Raw genomic sequence first — 19390 nt, forward strand, 5'->3', positions numbered from 1 at the left:
AATTCGAACGCGTAAACGCGCATGCCGGCCTCGAGGGCCGGCATGCGCGGGTTGCGGTGCGACGTTACTTCAGCAGCGTCATCTGCACGACCTTCACGATCACGAGCCCGACCGCGATCACGAGATAGCCGCGCAGCACGGCCATCCAGATCCGCGTCGCGAGCGTCATGTTCTGCGGCTCGAGCGTGTCGAGCGGCGGCATCCGCCACGTATCGCGCAGCGACCGGTCGACACCCGGCTCCACCACGCGCTTGTTGCGGCGAATCAGGACCGTCGCGAGATACCCCGCGATCGCAAGCACGGTACCGCCCACCAGCACGTCGACGATCGCTTCGCCGCTGATATCCGGATACATCACCGACGCGGTCAGGATGATCGACAGCAGCACGAGTACCCAGATCACCGCGCCCGTGAACACGTTGAGCTTCGTCGAGTTGACCCACGGGCCGAGCACCTGGCGGTCGTTGCACAGCACCAGCAGGAACACCGTGGCACTCGGCAGCAGCACGCCGGCCAGCGTCTGCACGGCTTCGGTCAGCAGGCCGAGCGGACTGCCCGGGATCAGCACGAGCGTGGCCGCCGCCGCGACGATGCCGAAGTAGACGAGATAAAAGCCCTTTGCGTCGGTCACGCCGCGATGCAGCGAGTGGCGGATCTTGAACACGTCGCCGATCGCATACGCGGTCGACAACGACACCGCCGCCGCGCCGATGATGCATGCGTCGAGCAGCGCGATCGCGAACAGCGTCGCGCTCGTGCGACCCGCATACTTCTCCAGGCCCGCGATGATGCCGCCCGCGTCGGTGAAGTTGCCGGCTTCCGGATGGCCGCTGAACAGCGCGGCGCTGAAGCCGATCATGGCCACCGCGCCGACCAGCACGAACGCGATACCGATCCACAGGTCGGCCTTCTCGTACTTCATGAAGCGCGGCGTGATGCGCTTGTCGATCACGTAGCTCTGCTGGAAGAACAGCTGCCAGGGCGCAACCGTCGTGCCGACGATGCCGATCACGAGCAGCATCACGTCCGACAGCTTCGCGTGCGCGGGCCAGTTCGGCACGAAGAAATCGCGCGACATCTGCGCGACGCTCGGATGGATCGACACGAGCACGGGCACGAGCAGCAGGCTCATCACGCACAGCCCGATCGCGAACCGCTCGAAGCGCCGGAAATCGCCGGTACTCACCGCGGCCATCGTCAGCGCGGCGGCCACGCACACGCCGGCCACCTTCGGCAATCCGAAGAAATCCAGCACGAACGTGATGCCGATGAACTCGGTGACGATCGTGAGCGCATTGAGCAGGAACAGGTCGATCACGCTGAACGCGCCCCAGAACTTGCCGAAACGCTCGAAGATCAGGCGTGCATGGCCGACGCCGGTGACCGCGCCGAGGCGCAGCACCATTTCCTGGTTCACGTACAGCACGGGCACGAGCAGCAGCAGCGTCCACAGCAGCGTCGTGCCGTAGTTCTGGCCGGCCTGCGTGTAGGTGCCGAATGCGCCGGCGTCGTTGTCGCCGACCATCACGATCAGGCCCGGGCCGATGATCGCGAGCAGCGTGCGCAGGCGCGCCCACCACGTGCCGCGCGCACCGGTGTCGTGGTGCGGGATCGTGCCGAGTGCGCCGCGGATGTCGCCGAGGTGGGCGTCGTCGAGCACGGCGCTGCGTTCGGCGGCGATCGGTGGAGAGACGTTGGATGGCGTGGACATGATGTGTTCCGTACGGCTAAGGGTTATGCGATTCGATAAGCGTGTGACCTTGGAATGCGCACGGGGCGACCGCCCGAAGGCGGCCACGCGTGCGCATGCCGAGGCGCGCTCGGCGCTTCCTTCAGTGGATCAACGATTTCAGCTGGTTCAGCAGGCGGGAGAACACCCGCGGACGGGCGTCGAGCGTCAGCATCGCGTCGTACTGGTTGCGCGATTCCGTGACGTGCGGAAGGTTCGACAGCAGAAGGCCGAAGTTCATGGTCTGGCTCCGTGCGGCGACGGCAGGCGTGCCGGCCGCGTCGTGGGCGCGGGGCCAGTCCGGGGCCTGAACGACGTGTCAGGCTAGTCGGCCGGATTGTCCCTGCGACCGGGGTTCAAAAGGGTCGGTGCGTGCAACGGGCATAAGGGACAACTGTCACTGTCGTTCATGGCGGCTCCTGTGCGGTGTTCCGGAAAACACGGTTGACCGCCGTCAGGCCGGCGGGCCGCCATTCGCGAGCCGGGAAAAGGCACGCGCGAACGCGGCCGCCTGCCAGGCGGCGGTGAAACCGGCCAACGCATGCGAAAACGCATCACGCTAACCGGCGCGAATCAGGGTGCACGTAGGGATTTGCTGCGGAATGCTGCTGCGCGCACCGTTTGCCCGGGAGACAAACGGCGGCTTCGATGAGGCGCGGACGTCGGTCGCTCAGGCGGAAATTTCGTTCGAAGATCGACTACTGCAGGCGTCCAAGGCGGCGGCCCCAAGAGTGAAGATGGCGGATTCTATGGACGGCCCGAAAGTGAAGTCAACCCCTCCCAACCCCATTTCTCGAAATAAATTCCCCGCGTTTCGCCGCTGAAAGATTTGCCCTTGAAATGGCGCACCGAAACCTTTCAGCGCGTCAGGATGCGCTCCGGCGGCGATGCGTGCGCGCAACGGCACGGAGTATCCCGCCGCGTGCGCTTCCGGCCCCCGCCAGGCCGCTGCCGCGCGACCGCGGTCCGTTGCGACGCGCAGGCCACGGACGTCATCTTTCGTGCGTTTTTTGCTTGCGCCGCAGCAAAAGTCGCGACTACAATCCGCCCCAATTCATCAAGGGAGTCCCCCCGTGGACACATGCTCTAGTTGCAGTTCGATGCCGGTCCAGGCCGGCCAAGCCATCGCGAGATAGCAGCCAGACGCATGTCTTTCGCCGCTAGCTCGCATTCGTCGGGTTAGCGCGCTTCCTCCCGGGCCGGCCATCGCCGCCTCGCCAGTCGCACGCTCCGTTACGTTCCACCCTCCGATCGCAGGTTGCGTCATGCGCCCGCGCTCGATCACGTCGTCCGGCGTTTGCCGGACCGGACGGAGGCAGCGTCATGTTCTTTCCATCCTTCGCGCTCAGACTCAAGCGCATCGCCCACGTCGCGTGCGACCGTGCATTCGTTTCCGGCCTCTCGCCGCTCGCCCACGCGTTCAGCAACTGGCGCGGCATCGCGCTCGCCCACGTGCCCGCGGCACCACGCCCGCTCGACTGCGTGCTGGTCGCCGCGATGGCGGCCGCGGTCGCGCTCGCCGCGCTGCTGTGCGCGGCCGCCTCGCGCCTCGGCTTCGCGCAGGTGTGGCGCGTCGGCGGCTGGCTGCCGTAATCCCGTCGCCGCGCGGCGGTACCACTCGCCCTGGAACGCCGCACGATCGTCTCGTCGCATTTCCCGCATCGCGCCTTCATTTATTCAGTCTAGCTAATCAAATCATCAACGGAATCCGCATGAAGAATCACCTCGAACCTGTCCCGCGCAAGCGCCGCGTCAATGCGCTCGCCACGCTGCTGCTGTCGCTTGCCGCCACCCCCGCGTTCGCGCAGGCGTCGTCACCGGCCGCGGCCGAACCGGCAGCCGGCGCCAGCGACGCCGCCGCGCCCGCACGACAGGCCGCCGATGCCGCCGCGCCCGCCCCCACCGGCTTCTGGGAGCGTTCGAACCTGCTCGGCGACATGGGCGGCCTGCGCGACCTGCTGGGCGATCACGGCGTCACGCTGAGCCTGCAGGAAACCAGCGAGTACCTGTACAACACGTCCGGCGGCACGCATCGCGGCGGCGCGTACCAGGGGCTCACGCAATTCGGTTTCAACGTCGATACCGGCAAGGCGATCGGCCTGCCGGGCGGCACGTTCAACGTGTCGGGGCTGCAGATCCATGGCACCAACCTCACGCAGCGCTACCTGCAGACACTGCAGACCGCGACCGGCATCGAAGCGAACTCGACCACGCGCCTGTGGGAGCTCTGGTACCAGCAGTCGTTGCTCGACGGCAAGGTCGACGTGAAGGTCGGCCAGCAAAGCGTCGACCAGGAATTCATGGTAAGCCAGAACGCGTCGACGTTCATGAACGCGACGTTCGGCTGGCCCGTGTTGCCGTCGACCGACCTGCCGGCCGGCGGCCCCGCGTATCCGCTGTCGTCGCTCGGCGTGCGCCTGCGCGTGAAGCCGGCAGACGCGTGGACCGCGATGATCGGCGTGTTCGACGGCAACCCGGCCGGCCGCACCGACGGCGACGCGCAGGTGCTGAACGCGCACGGCACCCACTTCAACCTGCGCAGCGGTGCGTTCGTGATCGGCGAGGTGCAGTACGCGCTGAACGCGCCGCCGGCCGATCCGAAGGCGCCGCAGCCCGTCGGCCTGCCCGGCACGTACAAGCTCGGCTTCTGGTATCAGTCGCAGCACGCGAACGACCCGCGTTACGGCACCGACGGCCTGTCGCTCGCGGATCCGGCGAGTCACGGCACGCCCGCCACGCATCGCGGCAACTACGGGTTCTATGCGGTCGCGGACCAGATGGTGTGGCGGCCGTCGGCCGACAGCCCGCGCGCGCTCGGCGTGTTCGCACGCGTGATGGGCGCACCCGGCGACCGCAATGTCGTCGACTTCGCGGCCAACGCAGGCGTGACGCTGAAGGCGCCGTTCGCCGGACGCGACAACGACGTCGCCGGCATCGCGATCGGCTACGCGAAGATCGGCTCGCATGCGCGCGGCCTCGACGGCGATACCGGCGTGTACACGACGCCCGGCTATCCGGTGCGTCGCGCGGAGACGGTCGTCGAAGCGACCTACCAGTACCAGGTCACGCCGTGGTGGCAGTTGCAGGCCGACCTGCAGCACTTCTTCCGCCCGGGCGGCGGCATCCCGAACCCGAACGCGGCCGGCGCGCGCATCGGCGACGAAACGGTGGTCGGCGTACGCACGACGATCACGTTCTGATGCGCGCCGCATGAAAACACGGGCCGGTCGGCCGCTCGCGCGACCGTCCGGCCCGTTTGCTCGTGTGCCGCGCCGCGAATTACTCGCCGTACAGCCCGAGCAGTTTCAGCGTGACGCCGTTGGTCCAGCCGAACCCGTCCTGCAGCGGATATTCACCGCCTCCGCCACCGCCCGTGCCGGCGCCTTCGACCACGTACTTCTCGACGAGCTTGCCTTCCGTCGCATACACATGCTTCACGTCGGACAGGAAGCGCGTGCCGATGTCCTTCGCGAGCGCCGGTTCGCCATAACGGCGCAGCCCGTCGATCGCGATCCACTGCAGCGGCGCCCACCCGTTCGGCGCATCCCACTGCTGGCCCGTGTTCTCGGTCGTCGTCGCGAGCCCGCCCGGTTGCAGCAGCGTCTTGCGCACTTCGCGCGCGGTCGCCTTCGCGCGCTCGGGCCATGCGACGCCCGCGAACAGCGGATACAGCGTGGCCGCCGTCACGCCGTCGCGCGGCTTGCGCAACTGCCAGTCGTAGTCGCCGTAATAGCCGTGACGATTCCACAGGTAACGGTTGATCGCGGCCGCACGCCGTGCCGCGCGCCCGGAGAAATCGATCACGCATGCCATGTCGCGCGCGACCGCGCAGCCCTTCACGATCGTCGTCTCGAGATGGAACATCAGGCTGTTCAGGTCGACCGGCACGATCGACGTCGTGCGGATCGTCGCGAGCGTCTTGCCGTCGCCGAACCAGCGCGAGCTGTAGTCCCAGCCGCTTTCGGCGCCCGCACGCAGGTCGCGGTAGACCTCGTTCGCCGGGCGGCCGGTTGCCGACTTCGCGGTCGTCACGTCCTCCAGATACGACTCGTCGCGCGGCGTGTCGCTCGCGTCCCAGTAGCGGTTCAGTACCGCGCCGTCGGGCATCGCGACCACGTGGCGCGCGGCCTGCCCGCGCGGCGTCGTGGTTTCGCCCTGCATCCAGTACGCGTGTTCCTTGCGCAGCTCCGGCAGGTATTTCTGGTAGACCCTGTCGCCTTCGGCCTGCGCGGCGAGCGTGACCATGTACGCGAAGAACGGCGGCTGCGAGCGGCTCGCGTAATACGTCCGGTTGCCGTTCGGGATGTGGCCGATCGTATCGATCAGATATGCGAAGTTGTCGAGCATGTTGTCGACGAGATCCTCGCGTCCCGACACCTGCAGGCCGAGCATCGTGAAATAGGTATCCCAGTAGTAGCCTTCGCGAAAGCGGCCGCCCGGCACGACATACGGTTTCGGCATCGCGATCAGCGAACCGTATTGGGGCACCGTGACGCTCGTGCGCGTGAGCTGCGGCCACAGCCAGTCGATGTGCTGGCGCAGCGTCTGGTTCGGCGGCGGCGTCACGCCGCTTTCCGGCGGCGGCGTGAAGTGCTGGCCGACGAACGTCTTCAGCGAAAAGCCCGGTTGCGATTTCTGTTGCTGATACAACTGCACGATCGTCGCGGGATCGGTATCGGGCGTCGCGTCGACGAAGGTCTTCTGGTCGGGGTAGATCTGCGCGGTCTGCACCGCGACGAACAGGTCGCCGTAGAGCTGGCTCGGCGGCGGCAGCAGCGTGCCCGATACGGCGGGTGCCGCGGCGGTGGCGGCCGCGGCCGGAGACTGGCCCGCCGCTTGCGCGGCGGCCTGGTTCGCGTTGTCGGCCTGCGCGGCGCAGCCTGCGACAGCGAGATAGGCGACGGCCAGCGTGGCCGCCCAGCGAAGACGCGGCGCGGGTGGCGCAGCGCGTGACGAGAGATGAACCGGGAAGCGAGTTGCAATCGGTGCGGCACGACGTGGCGTCATGACGTGTCCCCTCCTTTCGATGGTGAATGGATCGGCAAGGGGTCTCGTTCGCGCGCGCGTTCGTCTCGATGGCCCTCGATCGATACGCGTCATGTGGTGGTGCGAGTCGGTCCGACTGTCGCACGAAACGCGCACATCAAGCAAGTTTCGATTCGCGCGACTCGCGCAGGTAACCGCGCACGGCCCGCCATGCACGCGCCTCGAGCGCCGCCGCATCGGTCTCGCCGCGCGCGCCCGCCGCGTCGACAATCCCTTTCACGATCGCCAGCAGATCGTGCGCGACGACGTCGGGCGCGGCGACACGCGGCGCATCGCGCAAGCCGAGCGCATGCAGCAGCGTCGCGTGGATGCGGTCCGCGACGCGTGCCGCACGCGCACCGAGCGGCAGCCGCGCTTCCTCGAAATCGATCAGCCGCGCGAGCACCGGCCGGCGCATCTGGTGCGCGACGGCTCCGCGCACCAGGGCGCGCAGCACGTCGTCGCAGGACGACAGCGCGGCCGCCCGGTCGACGTCGTCGAGCAGATGCGCACTCTCGCGCTCGACGAGCGCGGCCGTCAGCGCGTCGCGATTCGGGAAGTATTGATAGAGCGAGCCGATGCTCACGCCGGCCAGCGCGGCGACGGCGTTCGTCGTGTAACCGTCGAAGCCGTCGCGCTCCAGAATGCGGGCAGCGGCCTCGACGATCGCGTCGACGGTGGCCGCCGAGCGGCGCTGGCGCGGCGCCTTGCGGGGCGACAGCGCGATACGCGAGGACGATCCGGACATGGCGGACAGGCGAGTTTCGAATATGAGCAAACGCTCATATTCTAGAAACGCACGTGCCCACCGTCAAAAGAAATCGGCACGCATGCGCAGTCGTTCCTTCCGCGCATCCGGCCGGAAAGGACGACTGTTGCAACATGCGGAACAACTGTTGTCATGCGTGACGCAACGGTCACATTGTGGGCATAATGGCGTCTTTACCGCGCGCCCAGCCCATGTCGCCCGTCTTTCTAGCACCGCTCATCGTTGCCTGTGCGTTGTTCATGGAAAGCGTCGACGCGAACATCATCGTCACCGCCCTGCCCGCGATGGCGAGGGACTTCGGGCACAACCCCGTCACACTGAACATCGCGATCACGGCCTACGTGGTCGGCCTCGGCGTGTTCATTCCGATCTGCGGCTGGCTCGCCGACCGCTTCAGCGCACGCTCCGTGTTCCGCACCGCGATCGGCATCTTCGTCGTCGGCTCGCTGATGTGCGCGGCCTCCAACTCGCTCGGCGTGCTCACGTTCGCGCGCTTCATCCAGGGCGTCGGCGGCGCGATGATGGTCCCGGTCGGCCGCATCATCATCTTCCGCGCGGTGCCGCGCTCCGATCTCGTGCGCGCGATGAACTACCTCGCGATTCCCGCGCTGTTCGGGCCCACGGTCGGACCGCTCGTCGGCGGCTTCATCACGACCTACCTGCACTGGCGGATGATCTTCTTCATCAACGTGCCGATCGGCCTCTACGGGATCTATCTCGCGAGCAAGCACATCGCGAACACGCACGAGCCCGATCCCGGCCCGCTCGACTGGTTCGGCTTCCTGCTGTCGGCGAGCGGCGCCGCCCTGCTGCTGATGGGGCTCACGCTGATCGACGGCGCGCTCACGTCGCGCTCGAACGCGCTCCTCATGTGCGTGGCCGGCACCGCGATGCTGGCGCTCTACGTGCCGTATGCGCGCCGCAAGGAACGGCCGGTGCTCGATCTCAGTTTCCTGAAGATCCCGACGTATCACGCGAGCGTCGTCGGCGGGTCGCTGTTCCGCATCGGCCTCGGCGCGGTGCCGTTCCTGCTGCCGCTCGCGCTGCAGGAAGGACTCGGCATGAGCGCGTTCCATTCGGGGCTCATCACGTGCGCGTCCGCGCTCGGCGGCGCGGTGAGCCGCTCGACGGCCACGCATACGCTGCGCCGCTTCGGCTTTCGCACGGTGCTGATCTACAACGCGGCCTTCGCGGGCCTCGCGATCGCCGCGTACGGCGTGTTCCATCCCGGCATGGCGACCTGGGCGATCTGGCTGATCGTGCTCGTAGGCGGCATCTTCCCCGCGCTGCAGTTCACGAGCCTGAACTCGATGATCTACGCGGACATCTCGCCGCGCGACGCGGGCCGTGCCACGAGCCTCGGCAGCGTCGTGCAGCAGATGTCGCTCGGCCTCGGCGTGACGGTGGCCGGCCTCGTGCTGCACGTGTCGCACTGGCTGCAGGGCCACCAGAAGATGATGTGGTCGGATTTCTGGCCCGCGTTCCTGGTGGTCGGGCTGTGCTCGTTCGCGTCGATTCCGATCACGCGGCGGCTGCCGCCCGGCGCCGGCGACGAAGTGGCGCGCGGCAAGCGGCAATGAGCGGCAACACGCGGTCGGCGCGTCGGAATCGTTTCCGCCGCCCTCGGCCGCCTGTCGATTGCCTCGTTTTTATTTTTTAATTTCCGGTTTATTCAAGAAATCGAAACGCGCGAAAAACGCGGGCCGGAATGACGGCTTCGACAAGACATCAGCTGGAAAATCGCCTGCACCGAATCGGATCGGAGATCCATGCGCCGCGGTGCAATGCCCGCCCGGCCGCACGGCCGACGCACCGCGATTGCGCGCACGTCGTTAACTTGAAAATCCCGAATATATCGGCCAATAATGGGCGGTCGCATCGGCGCGAACATTCATCCCCACGCCGACATACGGAAGTTGGCATAACAATCCCCCTGCTGTTTGACGTTTCGATCGCTTCCCGCCTCGAAGGAGTCGCCATGACTCAAGAGCTGATTGTGCGCGCGCCGGAAACATTCGCCATCGATTCGCCCGCCGTACCGAGCGTTGCGGCACAGCCGCTGCCCACGCATCTCGCCGTCATCCTCGACGGCAACCGGCGCTGGGCCGACCGGCTCGGCCTGCCGACCGCCGACGGCTACCGGGCCGGCGGCCGCAACGTGCATGCGCTGCTGTCGTGGTGCGAGGAAGCCGCCATCCCGTTCGTCACGCTGTGGCCGCTGTCCACCGAAAACCTGAACCGCGACGCCGAGGAATTGCGCGGGCTGCTCGCGGTGATCGCCGACGTTTTCGACGAGCTCGCCGCCAGCGGCCGCTGGCGCCTGCACGTGATCGGCGACCTGACGAAGCTGCCGCCCGACACGGCCGAACGGATCGGCGCCGCGCGACGACGCACGGCCGATGCGCGCGGGCTCGACGTCAACATCGCCGTCGCGTACAGCGGCCGCCTCGACCTGCTGAATGCGATCCGGTCGCTGATCGAGGAGCACGTCGCGGCCGGCACCGTCGATCAGTTGCTCGCGCAACTCAGCCCGGAAATGATCGCGAGCCGGCTCTGTACGGCCGGCCAGCCCGAGCCGGACCTCGTGATCCGCACGTCCGGCGAGCAGCGCCTGTCGAATTTCATGCTCTGGCAAACCGCCTTCTCGGAGTTCTATTTCACGCCGACCTGCTGGCCCGATTTCGGACGCGACGATTTCGATCAGGCCATCGATGCGTACGGCAAGCGCGCGCGCCGGTTCGGCAAGTAAGCCGGACTCCCTTCACGATACCCGTTGTCACCCGCTATCCGCGAGGTACGCCATGTCCGCCGTCGAAACCGTTGCCGCCGCGCCCACGCTGGTGCTTCCGCACCTGTTTCACCCGTTCCGGACGCCCGTGCACCCCGACGCCGACCGCGCCGAAGCCAACCTGCAGGCCTGGATGAACGGTCATGGCCTGCTCGAGGATCCGCGCTGGGCCAGCGGCATCCGTCACGGCAAGATCGGCGAATACTGCGCACGGGTCTATGCGTACTCGACCTTCGACGGCCTGTGCTCGGCGACCCGCGCGTACGGCTGGATTTTCTCGATCGACGACGGCCTGTGCAGCCTGCATGGCGTCGCCCGCTCGCCGGGCGATCTCGGGGCGCTCTACCTGTGGCTGTACGAGATGATCGCGGATCCGGCCGGTCACGATCCGGTGCCGCTGCGCGATGCGCTGGCCGCGCGCCTGCCGAACATGGCCGCGTTCCTGCCCGCGCTGCAACGCGCGACGCAGGACATCTGCACGCGCATCGCGGCCGCGTCCACGGCCGCGCAATACGCACGCTGGACGGCCGGCATGATGACGTTCCTGTTTTCGACGCTGTGGGAGGCCGGCCGCTACGCGACGGATGTCGTGCCGGGCGAGGCCGAATACCTTTCCGGCCGCACGTACAACGGATGCGGCGAAGGCGCGTTTGCACTGATCGACATCGCGGCGGGGTACGAAGCGCCCGTCGCATTCTATGCGGACGAAGAGGTCCTGCGCCTGCGCAAGCTGTCCGGCCTGATCCTGTGCCTCTGCAACGACATCTTTTCGTATCCGAAGGAAGCCGGCGAATCGAGCAGCAATCTCGTCTGCGTCCTGATGCACGAACGCGGCCTCGCGCCGCAAGCCGCGCTCGACGCGGCGGCCGCGATCCACAACGGGTATCTGATGCGTTATCTGGAACTGGAGGCCCGCGTGCGGGCGCGCACCGACGATCGAACGTCGCTGCGCCTGCTCGAAGGCGCGCGCTCGTACATCCGCGGCAACTACGACTGGCATTTCGGTTCGCCACGCTACGGTGCGGCCAGACACTACGACCTGTCGCGCGCGCTGCGGCCCGGGGAAACGAGTGCCGCGGCGTGACAGGCACGGCGGCGGCGCGTGAAAATCCGGCGATACAAAAAAATCAGCGGACATCCACTCGGGGCCGGTGCACAGCCGCATGGATGTCCGCTCAGGGCTCCTGAATTCCCGATGGGGGTTGAGAATCCAGGATTCGCTTCCTGCGTGCCATGGACATATGTGCGTCGGAAGCGGAATCGTTGCGCGCATTTGTCGCCGCGCCATGAACTGCACTATAGGGAAACTTGCGAAACCTATCTGTCAAGCATTGTCAGACGCGCGGCGGCAGCGCATCGCACGCGTGCGCCGCTTTCGCGCTAAAGTGGTCCCCGATCACCACCCTCGACCGCCATTCCGATGCTTACGCTCTCGCCCGCCGCCGCCCGCGCGCTGCATCTCGCCGCGCAGGGCCTGCTGACGCCGCCCCGCCGCAAGGCAACCAAAACCGACGTGCTCGACACGATCCGCCGCATGGCGCAGTTGCAGATCGACACCATTCACGTCGTCGCGCGCAGTCCGTATCTCGTGTTGTTCAGCCGCCTCGGCGATTTCGCGCCGCAGTGGCTCGACGAACATCTCGCCGAAGCGCGCCTGTTCGAGTACTGGTCGCACGAGGCATGCTTCCTGCCGGTCGAGCAGTTCGGGCTGATGCGCTACAAGATGCTCGATCCGTCGGGGATGGGCTGGAAATACGCGGCCGAATGGCATGAGCGCAACCGGGCCGACATCGAGCGGCTGCTCGCGCGGATTCGCGACGAGGGCCCGGTGCGGTCGGCCGATTTCGCGCGCGAGGATGGCGCGAAGGGCAACGGATGGTGGGATCGCAAGCCGGAGAAACGGCACCTGGAGGTGCTGTTCACGACGGGTGACCTGATGGTGTCGGAACGCCGCAATTTCCAGCGCGTGTACGACGTCCGCGAACGCGTGCTGCCCGGCTGGGACGATTCACGCGACCTGCCGCCACGCGAAGCCGTGCTGCCGGCGCTGCTCGACTACACGTGCCGTGCGCTCGGCGTCGTGCGCGCGGACTGGGTCGCCGACTACTACCGGCTGCCGCGCCGCTCGTACCGCGACGAACTGGAGCGGCTCGCGGCAGCCGGCGACCTGATTCCGGTGCGGATCGACGACTGGAAGGAACCGGCCTACGTGCATCGCTCGCTCGAAGCCTGGCTGCCGGCCGCCGAGGCCGACACGCTGCGCTCGACGGTCACGACGCTGCTGTCGCCGTTCGATCCGGTCGTCTGGGACCGGCGGCGCGCGTCGACGCTGTTCGGCTTCGACTACACGATCGAGTGCTATACGCCCGAGCACAAGCGGCGCTACGGTTATTTCTGCCTGCCCGTGCTGCATCGCGGCCGGCTGGTCGGCCGCGTCGATGCGAAAGCGCATCGCACGCTGGGCACGTTCGAGCTGAAGGCGGTGCATGTCGAGCCGGGCGTGCGCGTCGGTGCGGGGCTCGCGGCCGACGTCGCGAAGGCCGTGAAGAGACTCGCGGCGTGGCACGGCACACCGGAGGTGACGGTCAGACACGCGCCGCCCGAGCTGGTGAAGGCGCTGGCCGGCTCGTGACGGATTGGCCGGCTCGCGCGGCGGCGGCGCACGCGCCGCCGCTCACGGATCAGTCGCGCAGCTTGCGAAAGCGCGGCGTACCGTCCTCGAGGTTCCCGTTGAACATCGCTTCCGGGCGCACCCACAGCCCGCGCGCATGCGGCCACAGATGCTCGTACACGACCACCGATTCCTCGGTTTCGGAGTGGCGTGCAACACCGATGTAGCGGTACAGCCCGCCCTTGTAGTGACGGTGCGTCGCGAGCTGTTCGGCTTCCTGTTCGGTCATGATGGGCTTCTCTTCGGCAAAAAACGGAAAGCGCGTATTGTATGCGCTGCGCCGCGCGTCAGCGTTTCGCGTAGATGTCGGGGCGGCGGATCTCCATCAGCCGCTCGGGATTCGCGGACGGCCCGAAGCCGACCGGCCGGTACAGTTCGTGCGCATCGGTCGTCACGAGCATGATGCGGCGCAGCCGCTGCACCATCTCCTGCGCGAACACGTGATCGATCAGCGCACGGCCGTAGCCGTTGCCGCGATCGGCCGGCAACACGAACACGTCGCACAGGTACGCGAACGTCGCATGATCGGTAACGAGCCGCGCGAACCCGACGAGCCGGTCGCCGACATACGCACCGAAGCACAGCGAACCCTCGATCGCCTTCTCGACCACGTCGCGCGGAATACCCTGCGACCAGTACGCATCGCGATGCAGGAAGTCGTGGATCGCGTCGATGTCGAGTTCGCGCTTGTCGGTGGAAAATCTCAGCGTGGCGGGGGCGGCTGCGGGCACGGCGGTTCTCCGGTCGAGGTCGGAAGGCGGAGCATCGACGATACCGCGCCGTGAAGCGGCGGACAAGGTACACCATCGATCCGCCGCGGCCGAATCGGCGACAATGTCACCCGCCCCATGAACCGGTCACGTCGCCTCATGCCCTTCCGCCTCATCGCATTCGACTTCGACGGCACCCTCGCCGATTCGCTCGACAGCTTTCTCGCGGCGCTGTCGGAAGCGTCGCGCCTGCACGGCTTCCGCGACGCGACGCCCGAACTGCGCCCCGCGCTGCGCGGCATGTCGGCACGCGACATCATTCGCGCGCTCGAGGTGCCGATGTGGAAAGTGCCGCGCGTGACGATCGACATGCGCCGCCTGATGCGGCCGCGCGTCGCGCAGGTGACGCTGTTCCCCGGCGTCGACGCAACGTTCGACGCGCTCGCCGCGCGCGGCATCCGTATCGCGATCGCCACGTCCAACACCGAAGACATCGTGCGCGACCGGCTCGGCCCGCGTGCCAGTGCCCACGTCGACACGTTCGCATGCGGCATTCCGCTGTTCGGCAAGGCGCGTCGCCTGCGCGCGCTGGTGCGCGAGGCCGGCGTACGTGCCGACGAAGTGCTGTACGTCGGCGACGAAATCCGCGACGCCGACGCAGCGCGACGCGCACGCATCGCGTTCCAGGGTGTCGCGTGGGGCTACACCGCGCCCGACGCATTGCAGGCACATTGCACGACGCCGCTGCTGCCGCGCCTCGATGCGTTGCTCGATCGCGTGTGACGCTTGCTCGCGCATCGCATGCGCGACCCGACAGCACGACGCTCAACCACCGATGACACGCGCGTGCGTCCCATGCATCGCATGCGTCACGCGCACGCAAAAATTGCCGCCGCCGCAGGGGCATCAGGTACGCACTACCTGTCCGCCGGCGCGCGCATCGTTTCGTCTTACCAACCGTTACACAAGCCACATCGCGGTTGCACCTGCTACCCGACCGCCCTCCTAGAATCAGTCGGGCCGGGAAACACTTCGACCGGCGCCGCGGCAGAGCGGTGGTCGAATCCGGTCCGGGCGCGCCCGGTCTCTCGCACAGCGACGGATCACGTGATCCGTTTTTCAACCAGAGCCCCGATTGACAGGAGGTCCTCATGAACCGCTTCCCCCCCATCTCGCGCCTTGCTTTGTCTGCCGCTGGCCTGCTTCTCGTCGCCGTGACGGCGACCGCGCAAACCGCGCAACCGGCACCGGCTGCGCCGGCCGCCGCCGCGACGCGCATCCACGAAGCCGACCAGGCCTTCATCACCGACGGCACGAAGACCGTGTCGACGCAGCACGACGCGGCGCGCATCGCCGATTCGCGCACGTCGGACAGCCAGGTCAAGGCATTCGCGCAACGCGTGTCGACCGACGATGAAAAGATCATCCAGGCGATGCGCGCGGCGAGCCCGCGCGGCGTCGACGTGCCGGCCAACGACCCCGACACGGCCGTGCTGAGCAGCATCAAGAACCTGCGCGGCGCCGAGTTCGACAAGGCATACATCGAGCAGGTCGCGCTCGCGGGCCAGCAGAAGGCGATCTCGGCATTCCAGGCCGAAATCGCCTCGGGCCGCGACACGAAGCTGAAGGAAGTCGCACGCCAGTCGCTGCCGATCCTGCAGGCGCACTACGCGGACGCGCAGAAGCTCGCGCAGCGTCATCACCTCGCTTCGGCGCAGTAACGCGATACAGCGCCGCGCCTCGCGCGCGGCACACCACTTCCCCGTCGTCGCGCTGCCGACGCTCCCGCCGGCGGCGCGACGCACGTCACGCGTCAGGTCGCGAGCTTCGCCACCAGCCGCGCGCTCACTTCCGGCCATTCGTCGTCGATGATGCTGAAGCGCACCGAATTGCGCTTGCGGCCATCCGGCATGATCCGTTCGTGACGCACGATGCCCTCCTGTTTCGCGCCGATCCGCAGGATCGCCGCGCGCGATTTCTCGTTCAGCTCGTCGGTCGTGAACTGCACGCGCACACAGTGCAGCGTGTCGAACGCATACGCCAGCAGCAGCCACTTCGCCTCGGTATTCGCACGCGTGCGCTGCGCCGATTCGCTCAACCACGTATGACCGATCTCGAGCTTGCGATTCTTGCGGTCGATCTTCCAGAAGCGCGTGCTGCCGATCACGCGGCCCGATGCGCGATCGACGATCACGAACGGCATCACGGTGCCGGCCGCGCGCCCCTGCAATGCGGTATCGATATACGCGTCGATCGTCCCCGCGCCCGGCACGACCGTGACCGTCAGGTTCCACAACTCGCCGTCGGCGGCGGCATCGAGCAGCGCCTGCCGGTCGGATGCATCGAGCGGCCGCAGGACGACGCGCTCGCCGCGGAGTGTCGGTGGTTCGAGGGAAGACGATGCGGCGGTCATGGCGAGATTCCGGGAAACGAGGACGATGGCGGCGAAACGCCCATCATACGGGGCCGCTAGCCGAGGTGCGCGGCCAGCCGCCTGCGGATGGCCTTCGCCTCGCCGCGCAGCGCATCGGCGAACGCATCGACGAGCAGATTCTTCGGCCGGTGCTCGGGCACGATCATGCTGACGCGGTACGGAAACGATCGCGTGAGCGGCCGCACGTGCAGGTCGCGCCCGACGAAATCGAGCGCGGTCAGCGGATTGACGATCGCGGCGCCGAGCCCCTGCCGCACGAATGCGCACACCGATACGGCCGACGGCGTGTCGACCACCGAGCGCGGCGCGACGCCGAGTTGCGCGAACGCCTCGTCGATCAGGATGCGGTACGGATCGTTCAGCGACAGGCTCACGAACGGTCGATCGGCGAGATCCAGCAGGTCGATCGCGTCCTGCGCGAGCAGCGGGTGACCGTCGGGCAGCACGCATACTTCATCGACTTCGAGCAGCGGCGTGAGCACGGTGCCGGCCGGCGCGACGTCGTGCTCGGTCAGCCCCAGGTCGTAACGCTGCGCGGTCAGCCACTCTTCGAGCATCGGCGATTCCTGCGTTTCGACCGACAGGCTGACACCCGCATGCGCGCCGTGAAAACGGCGGGCCGCGCCGGGCAGGATCGCGTGCGCAAACGCCGGCAGCGCGATCACCGACAGCTGGCCGTCGCGAAACTCGCGCAGGCGCGCGGCCGTCGCCGCGACGCGTTCGAGCCCCACATACGCGAGCCGCACGTCGTCGAACAGCGTGAGCGCGGCCATCGTCGGCCGCAGCCGGCCATGCGCGCGCTCGAACAGCGCGAAGCCGACGACCTGCTCCATCCGCGCGAGCTCGCGGCTGATCGTCGGCTGCGACGTGTACAGCATCTCGGCCGCGCGCGTCGTGCTGCCGGTGACCATCAGCGCGCGGAATACCTCGATGTGACGGTGCGTGAGCATGACTATCTATATCAGAAATGAATCGAACATCTAAAAACAGGCATTTTACTGTATAGACGATCGGGTGCATCATCCACGCTATCCGTTCATTCGATCCGATTCATCCACCATATGTCACTCGATTCCCGCCAGCTCGCGACGCTCGCGCAGCAATACGGCACCCCGCTGTGGGTGTACGACGCCGACCTCATCCGCGACCGCATTGCCCAACTGCGCCAGTTCGACGTGATCCGCTACGCGCAGAAGGCGAACTCGAACGTCCATATCTTGAAGCTGATGCGCGAGGAAGGCGCGTGCGTCGACGCCGTGTCGCTCGGCGAGATCGAACGCAGCCTCGCGGCGGGCTTCAGCCCGGCCGGCGAACCGGAAGGCGTCGTGTTCACGGCCGACCTGATCGACCGCCCGACGCTCGCGGCCGTGCTCAAGCACGGCGTAACCGTCAACGCCGGCTCGCTCGACATGCTCGCGCGCATCGGCGAGCACGCGCCGGGCCACCGCGTGTGGCTGCGCGTCAATCCCGGCTTCGGCCACGGCCACAGCAACAAGACCAACACCGGCGGCCCGCAGAGCAAGCACGGCATCTGGATCGACGACGTGCCGCGCGCGATCGAGATCGTGCGCCAGTACGGGCTGAAGCTCGTCGGCATCCACATGCACATCGGCTCGGGTGTCGACTACGGCCACCTGTCGCAGGTGTGCGATGCGATGGTCGATCTCGTCACGTCGCTCGGCCACGACATCGACGCGATCTCGGCCGGCGGCGGCCTGTCGATCCCGTATCGCGACGGCGAACCGCGCGTCGACGTCGGTCACTACTTCAGCCAGTGGGACGCCGCCCGCAAGCGGATCGAGCGGCACCTCGGCCACCCGGTGCGCATCGAGATCGAACCGGGCCGCTTCCTCGTCGCGGAAGCCGGCACGCTCGTCACCGAAGTGCAGGCCGTGAACCGCCGGCCGAAGCACGATTTCGTGCTGATCGACGCGGGCTTCAACGACCTGATGCGGCCGTCGATGTACGGCAGCTATCACGCGGTGTCCGTGCACGCGCACGACGGCACGCTGCCGGCCGGCCGCCCGGCCGTCGATCTGGCGATCGCGGGCCCGCTGTGCGAATCCGGCGACGTGTTCACGCAGGACACGGGCGGCGTGGTCACGCACCGCAAGCTGCCGCAGCCGCAGATCGGCGACCTGCTGTTCCTGCACGATGCGGGCGCATACGGCGCGTCGATGTCCTCGAACTACAACAGCCGGCCGCTCGCGCCGGAAGTGCTCGTCGATCACGGCACGCCGCGGCTGATCCGGCGCCGGCAAACGATCGAGGAACTGCTCGCACTCGAGACGTTCGAATAACGCCGCGCATCGCGGGACGGGGCGCGCGCCCGCGCGCCTCGATCACCCCGCGCGCCGCACGGGCGCCATCTTCGAGAAATACTTCGCGCCCGCCACGCAGCCGACCACGACCACCGTCACGACGATCATCGACGGCGGCACCGTTTCGTGCAGCAGGCCGGCCGCCAGCAGGAAACCGAAGAACGGCTGCAGCAACTGCAGCTGGCCGACACCGGCGATCCCGCCGAGCGCGAGCCCGCGATACCAGAACACGAAGCCGATCAGCATGCTGAACAGCGACACGTACGCGAGCCCCCACAACGCGGCGGCATCGACGGCGTCGAACGACGCGGGCCACGTGAACCACGCGAGCGGCCCCATCAGCGGCAGCGACAGCACGAGCGCCCACGAGATCACCTGCCAGCCGCCGAGCTGGCGCGACAGGCGCGCGCCTTCCGCGTAGCCGAGCCCGCACGCGACGATCGCCGCCAGCATCAGCGCATCGCCGACGACCGACGCCTGCCCGCCGTTGCGCAGCGCAAACGCGGCCACCGCGCCGCTGCCGACGATCGAGAAGATCCAGAACGGCAACCGCGGCCGCTCGCCGCCGCGCCATACGCCGAACAACGCGGTTGCCAGCGGCAGCAGGCCGACGAACACGATCGCGTGCGCCGACGTGACATGCTTCAGCGCGAGCGCCGTCAATAACGGAAAACCGACCACGACGCCGAGCGCGACGACGGCCAGCGACACGATCTCGGCACGCGTCGGCCGCCGCTGCTTCAGCACGGCGAGCAGCAGCAGGCCGAGCGCACCGGCGATCGTCGCCCGCGCGAACGTGAGAAACAGCGGATCGAGCCCCTGCACCGCGATACGCGTCGCAGGCAGCGAGCCACTGAAGATGATCACGCCCAGCAGGCCGCTGAGCCATCCGTCGGTCGTCTTTTGCACGGGAAATCCTGAACGGGAAAAGTAGATCACCGAT

General features: G+C 67.6%; 19 protein-coding genes. 10 read left to right on the forward strand and 9 right to left on the reverse strand.

Features of this window, described 5'->3' with window-relative positions; translation table 11 throughout:
* Positions 1–64: 64 nt before the first annotated feature.
* Both WJ12_RS30390 and WJ12_RS36535 read right to left on the reverse strand, forming a co-directional pair.
* Complete coding sequence (locus tag WJ12_RS30390; protein ID WP_034189395.1) at positions 65–1711, reverse strand: Nramp family divalent metal transporter; 1647 nt, start codon at positions 1709–1711, stop codon at positions 65–67.
* A gap of 121 nt (positions 1712–1832) precedes the next feature.
* Positions 1833–1970 carry a hypothetical protein gene (locus WJ12_RS36535; protein ID WP_167361904.1) on the reverse strand — a complete coding sequence of 46 codons (138 nt, stop codon included), beginning with the start codon at positions 1968–1970 and terminating at the stop codon, positions 1833–1835.
* Between the two features lie 361 nt (positions 1971–2331).
* On the opposite strand from WJ12_RS36535, the gene WJ12_RS36165 reads away from it, so the two are divergent.
* The 3 genes from WJ12_RS36165 to WJ12_RS30400 all read left to right on the forward strand — a co-directional run bounded on the left by WJ12_RS36165 (position 2332) and on the right by WJ12_RS30400 (position 4929).
* A complete protein-coding gene (locus tag WJ12_RS36165) occupies positions 2332–2553 on the forward strand; it encodes a hypothetical protein (RefSeq protein WP_154233767.1) in 222 nt (73 codons plus the stop codon).
* 499 nt (positions 2554–3052) lie between these two features.
* A complete protein-coding gene (locus tag WJ12_RS30395; RefSeq protein WP_049035638.1) occupies positions 3053–3322 on the forward strand; it encodes a hypothetical protein in 270 nt (89 codons plus the stop codon).
* A 119-nt stretch (positions 3323–3441) separates the two neighbouring features.
* Complete coding sequence (locus WJ12_RS30400; protein ID WP_059556794.1) at positions 3442–4929, forward strand: carbohydrate porin; 1488 nt, start codon at positions 3442–3444, stop codon at positions 4927–4929.
* A 79-nt stretch (positions 4930–5008) separates the two neighbouring features.
* On the opposite strand, the gene treA is transcribed toward WJ12_RS30400, so the two are convergent.
* The gene (gene treA / locus WJ12_RS30405; RefSeq protein ID WP_059556795.1) at positions 5009–6736 is read right to left on the reverse strand and encodes an alpha,alpha-trehalase TreA; all 1728 of its coding nucleotides are present in this window, start codon (positions 6734–6736) and stop codon (positions 5009–5011) included.
* Between the two features lie 136 nt (positions 6737–6872).
* Entirely contained in the window at positions 6873–7502 is a 630-nt protein-coding gene (locus WJ12_RS30410; protein ID WP_034189391.1) for a TetR/AcrR family transcriptional regulator, read from the reverse strand.
* Between the two features lie 212 nt (positions 7503–7714).
* On the opposite strand from WJ12_RS30410, the gene WJ12_RS30415 reads away from it, so the two are divergent.
* The 4 genes from WJ12_RS30415 (at position 7715) to WJ12_RS30430 (ending at position 12943) form a co-directional block, all read left to right on the forward strand.
* Positions 7715–9103 carry an MFS transporter gene (locus WJ12_RS30415; protein ID WP_059556796.1) on the forward strand — a complete coding sequence of 463 codons (1389 nt, stop codon included), beginning with the start codon at positions 7715–7717 and terminating at the stop codon, positions 9101–9103.
* Positions 9104–9231: 128 nt separating this feature from the next.
* On the forward strand, positions 9232–10272 hold the full coding sequence (gene uppS / locus WJ12_RS30420; RefSeq protein ID WP_226103937.1) for a polyprenyl diphosphate synthase: 1041 nt from the start codon (positions 9232–9234) through the stop codon (positions 10270–10272).
* A gap of 52 nt (positions 10273–10324) precedes the next feature.
* A complete protein-coding gene (locus WJ12_RS30425) occupies positions 10325–11395 on the forward strand; it encodes a terpene synthase family protein (protein WP_059556798.1) in 1071 nt (356 codons plus the stop codon).
* A 336-nt stretch (positions 11396–11731) separates the two neighbouring features.
* Positions 11732–12943 carry a winged helix-turn-helix domain-containing protein gene (locus WJ12_RS30430; protein WP_059556799.1) on the forward strand — a complete coding sequence of 404 codons (1212 nt, stop codon included), beginning with the start codon at positions 11732–11734 and terminating at the stop codon, positions 12941–12943.
* 49 nt (positions 12944–12992) lie between these two features.
* Here the strand turns inward: WJ12_RS30430 and WJ12_RS30435 are convergent, their stop codons facing one another.
* Together WJ12_RS30435 and WJ12_RS30440 are read right to left on the reverse strand one after the other, a co-directional pair.
* Positions 12993–13211, reverse strand: a complete 219-nt coding sequence (locus WJ12_RS30435; RefSeq protein ID WP_006480837.1) for a DUF1653 domain-containing protein — start codon at positions 13209–13211, stop codon at positions 12993–12995.
* Between the two features lie 58 nt (positions 13212–13269).
* Positions 13270–13713: a GNAT family N-acetyltransferase gene (locus WJ12_RS30440; RefSeq protein ID WP_034189386.1), complete on the reverse strand. Its 444-nt coding sequence runs from the start codon at positions 13711–13713 to the stop codon at positions 13270–13272.
* Between the two features lie 138 nt (positions 13714–13851).
* Here WJ12_RS30440 and WJ12_RS30445 point away from each other — a divergent pair, with 138 nt between their 5' ends.
* Both WJ12_RS30445 and WJ12_RS30450 read left to right on the forward strand, forming a co-directional pair.
* A complete protein-coding gene (locus tag WJ12_RS30445; RefSeq protein WP_034189385.1) occupies positions 13852–14475 on the forward strand; it encodes an HAD hydrolase-like protein in 624 nt (207 codons plus the stop codon).
* 368 nt (positions 14476–14843) lie between these two features.
* The gene (locus tag WJ12_RS30450) at positions 14844–15413 is read left to right on the forward strand and encodes a DUF4142 domain-containing protein (RefSeq protein ID WP_049034712.1); all 570 of its coding nucleotides are present in this window, start codon (positions 14844–14846) and stop codon (positions 15411–15413) included.
* Positions 15414–15505: 92 nt separating this feature from the next.
* Here the strand turns inward: WJ12_RS30450 and WJ12_RS30455 are convergent, their stop codons facing one another.
* Both WJ12_RS30455 and WJ12_RS30460 read right to left on the reverse strand, forming a co-directional pair.
* Positions 15506–16105, reverse strand: a complete 600-nt coding sequence (locus WJ12_RS30455; protein ID WP_059556800.1) for a GNAT family N-acetyltransferase — start codon at positions 16103–16105, stop codon at positions 15506–15508.
* 56 nt (positions 16106–16161) lie between these two features.
* Positions 16162–17076, reverse strand: coding sequence for a LysR family transcriptional regulator (locus tag WJ12_RS30460; protein WP_059556801.1), 915 nt, complete (start codon positions 17074–17076; stop codon positions 16162–16164).
* Between the two features lie 111 nt (positions 17077–17187).
* On the opposite strand from WJ12_RS30460, the gene lysA reads away from it, so the two are divergent.
* Positions 17188–18426, forward strand: a complete 1239-nt coding sequence (gene lysA / locus WJ12_RS30465; protein ID WP_059556802.1) for a diaminopimelate decarboxylase — start codon at positions 17188–17190, stop codon at positions 18424–18426.
* Positions 18427–18468: 42 nt separating this feature from the next.
* On the opposite strand, the gene WJ12_RS30470 is transcribed toward lysA, so the two are convergent.
* Positions 18469–19356: a DMT family transporter gene (locus WJ12_RS30470; RefSeq protein ID WP_034189380.1), complete on the reverse strand. Its 888-nt coding sequence runs from the start codon at positions 19354–19356 to the stop codon at positions 18469–18471.
* Positions 19357–19390 lie beyond the last annotated feature (34 nt).

Source organism: Burkholderia seminalis (assembly GCF_001718535.1).
In the GTDB taxonomy this organism is placed as follows: Bacteria; Pseudomonadota; Gammaproteobacteria; order Burkholderiales; family Burkholderiaceae; genus Burkholderia; species Burkholderia seminalis.

Bases quoted from the DNA above. Each gene is read 5' to 3' on its own strand.
- lysA (WP_059556802.1), top strand. From the start codon at position 17,188: ATGTCACTCGATTCCCGCCAGCTCGCGACGCTCGCGCAGCAATACGGC.
- WJ12_RS30455 (WP_059556800.1), bottom strand. From the start codon at position 16,105: ATGACCGCCGCATCGTCTTCCCTCGAACCACCGACACTCCGCGGCGAG.
- WJ12_RS30410 (WP_034189391.1), bottom strand. From the start codon at position 7,502: ATGTCCGGATCGTCCTCGCGTATCGCGCTGTCGCCCCGCAAGGCGCCG.
- WJ12_RS30460 (WP_059556801.1), bottom strand. From the start codon at position 17,076: ATGCTCACGCACCGTCACATCGAGGTATTCCGCGCGCTGATGGTCACC.
- WJ12_RS30395 (WP_049035638.1), top strand. From the start codon at position 3,053: ATGTTCTTTCCATCCTTCGCGCTCAGACTCAAGCGCATCGCCCACGTC.
- WJ12_RS30435 (WP_006480837.1), bottom strand. From the start codon at position 13,211: ATGACCGAACAGGAAGCCGAACAGCTCGCGACGCACCGTCACTACAAG.
- WJ12_RS30390 (WP_034189395.1), bottom strand. From the start codon at position 1,711: ATGTCCACGCCATCCAACGTCTCTCCACCGATCGCCGCCGAACGCAGC.
- treA (WP_059556795.1), bottom strand. From the start codon at position 6,736: ATGACGCCACGTCGTGCCGCACCGATTGCAACTCGCTTCCCGGTTCAT.
- WJ12_RS30400 (WP_059556794.1), top strand. From the start codon at position 3,442: ATGAAGAATCACCTCGAACCTGTCCCGCGCAAGCGCCGCGTCAATGCG.
- WJ12_RS30450 (WP_049034712.1), top strand. From the start codon at position 14,844: ATGAACCGCTTCCCCCCCATCTCGCGCCTTGCTTTGTCTGCCGCTGGC.
- uppS (WP_226103937.1), top strand. From the start codon at position 9,232: ATGACGGCTTCGACAAGACATCAGCTGGAAAATCGCCTGCACCGAATC.
- WJ12_RS30430 (WP_059556799.1), top strand. From the start codon at position 11,732: ATGCTTACGCTCTCGCCCGCCGCCGCCCGCGCGCTGCATCTCGCCGCG.
- WJ12_RS30415 (WP_059556796.1), top strand. From the start codon at position 7,715: ATGTCGCCCGTCTTTCTAGCACCGCTCATCGTTGCCTGTGCGTTGTTC.
- WJ12_RS36535 (WP_167361904.1), bottom strand. From the start codon at position 1,970: ATGAACTTCGGCCTTCTGCTGTCGAACCTTCCGCACGTCACGGAATCG.
- WJ12_RS30445 (WP_034189385.1), top strand. From the start codon at position 13,852: ATGCCCTTCCGCCTCATCGCATTCGACTTCGACGGCACCCTCGCCGAT.
- WJ12_RS36165 (WP_154233767.1), top strand. From the start codon at position 2,332: ATGCTGCTGCGCGCACCGTTTGCCCGGGAGACAAACGGCGGCTTCGAT.
- WJ12_RS30425 (WP_059556798.1), top strand. From the start codon at position 10,325: ATGTCCGCCGTCGAAACCGTTGCCGCCGCGCCCACGCTGGTGCTTCCG.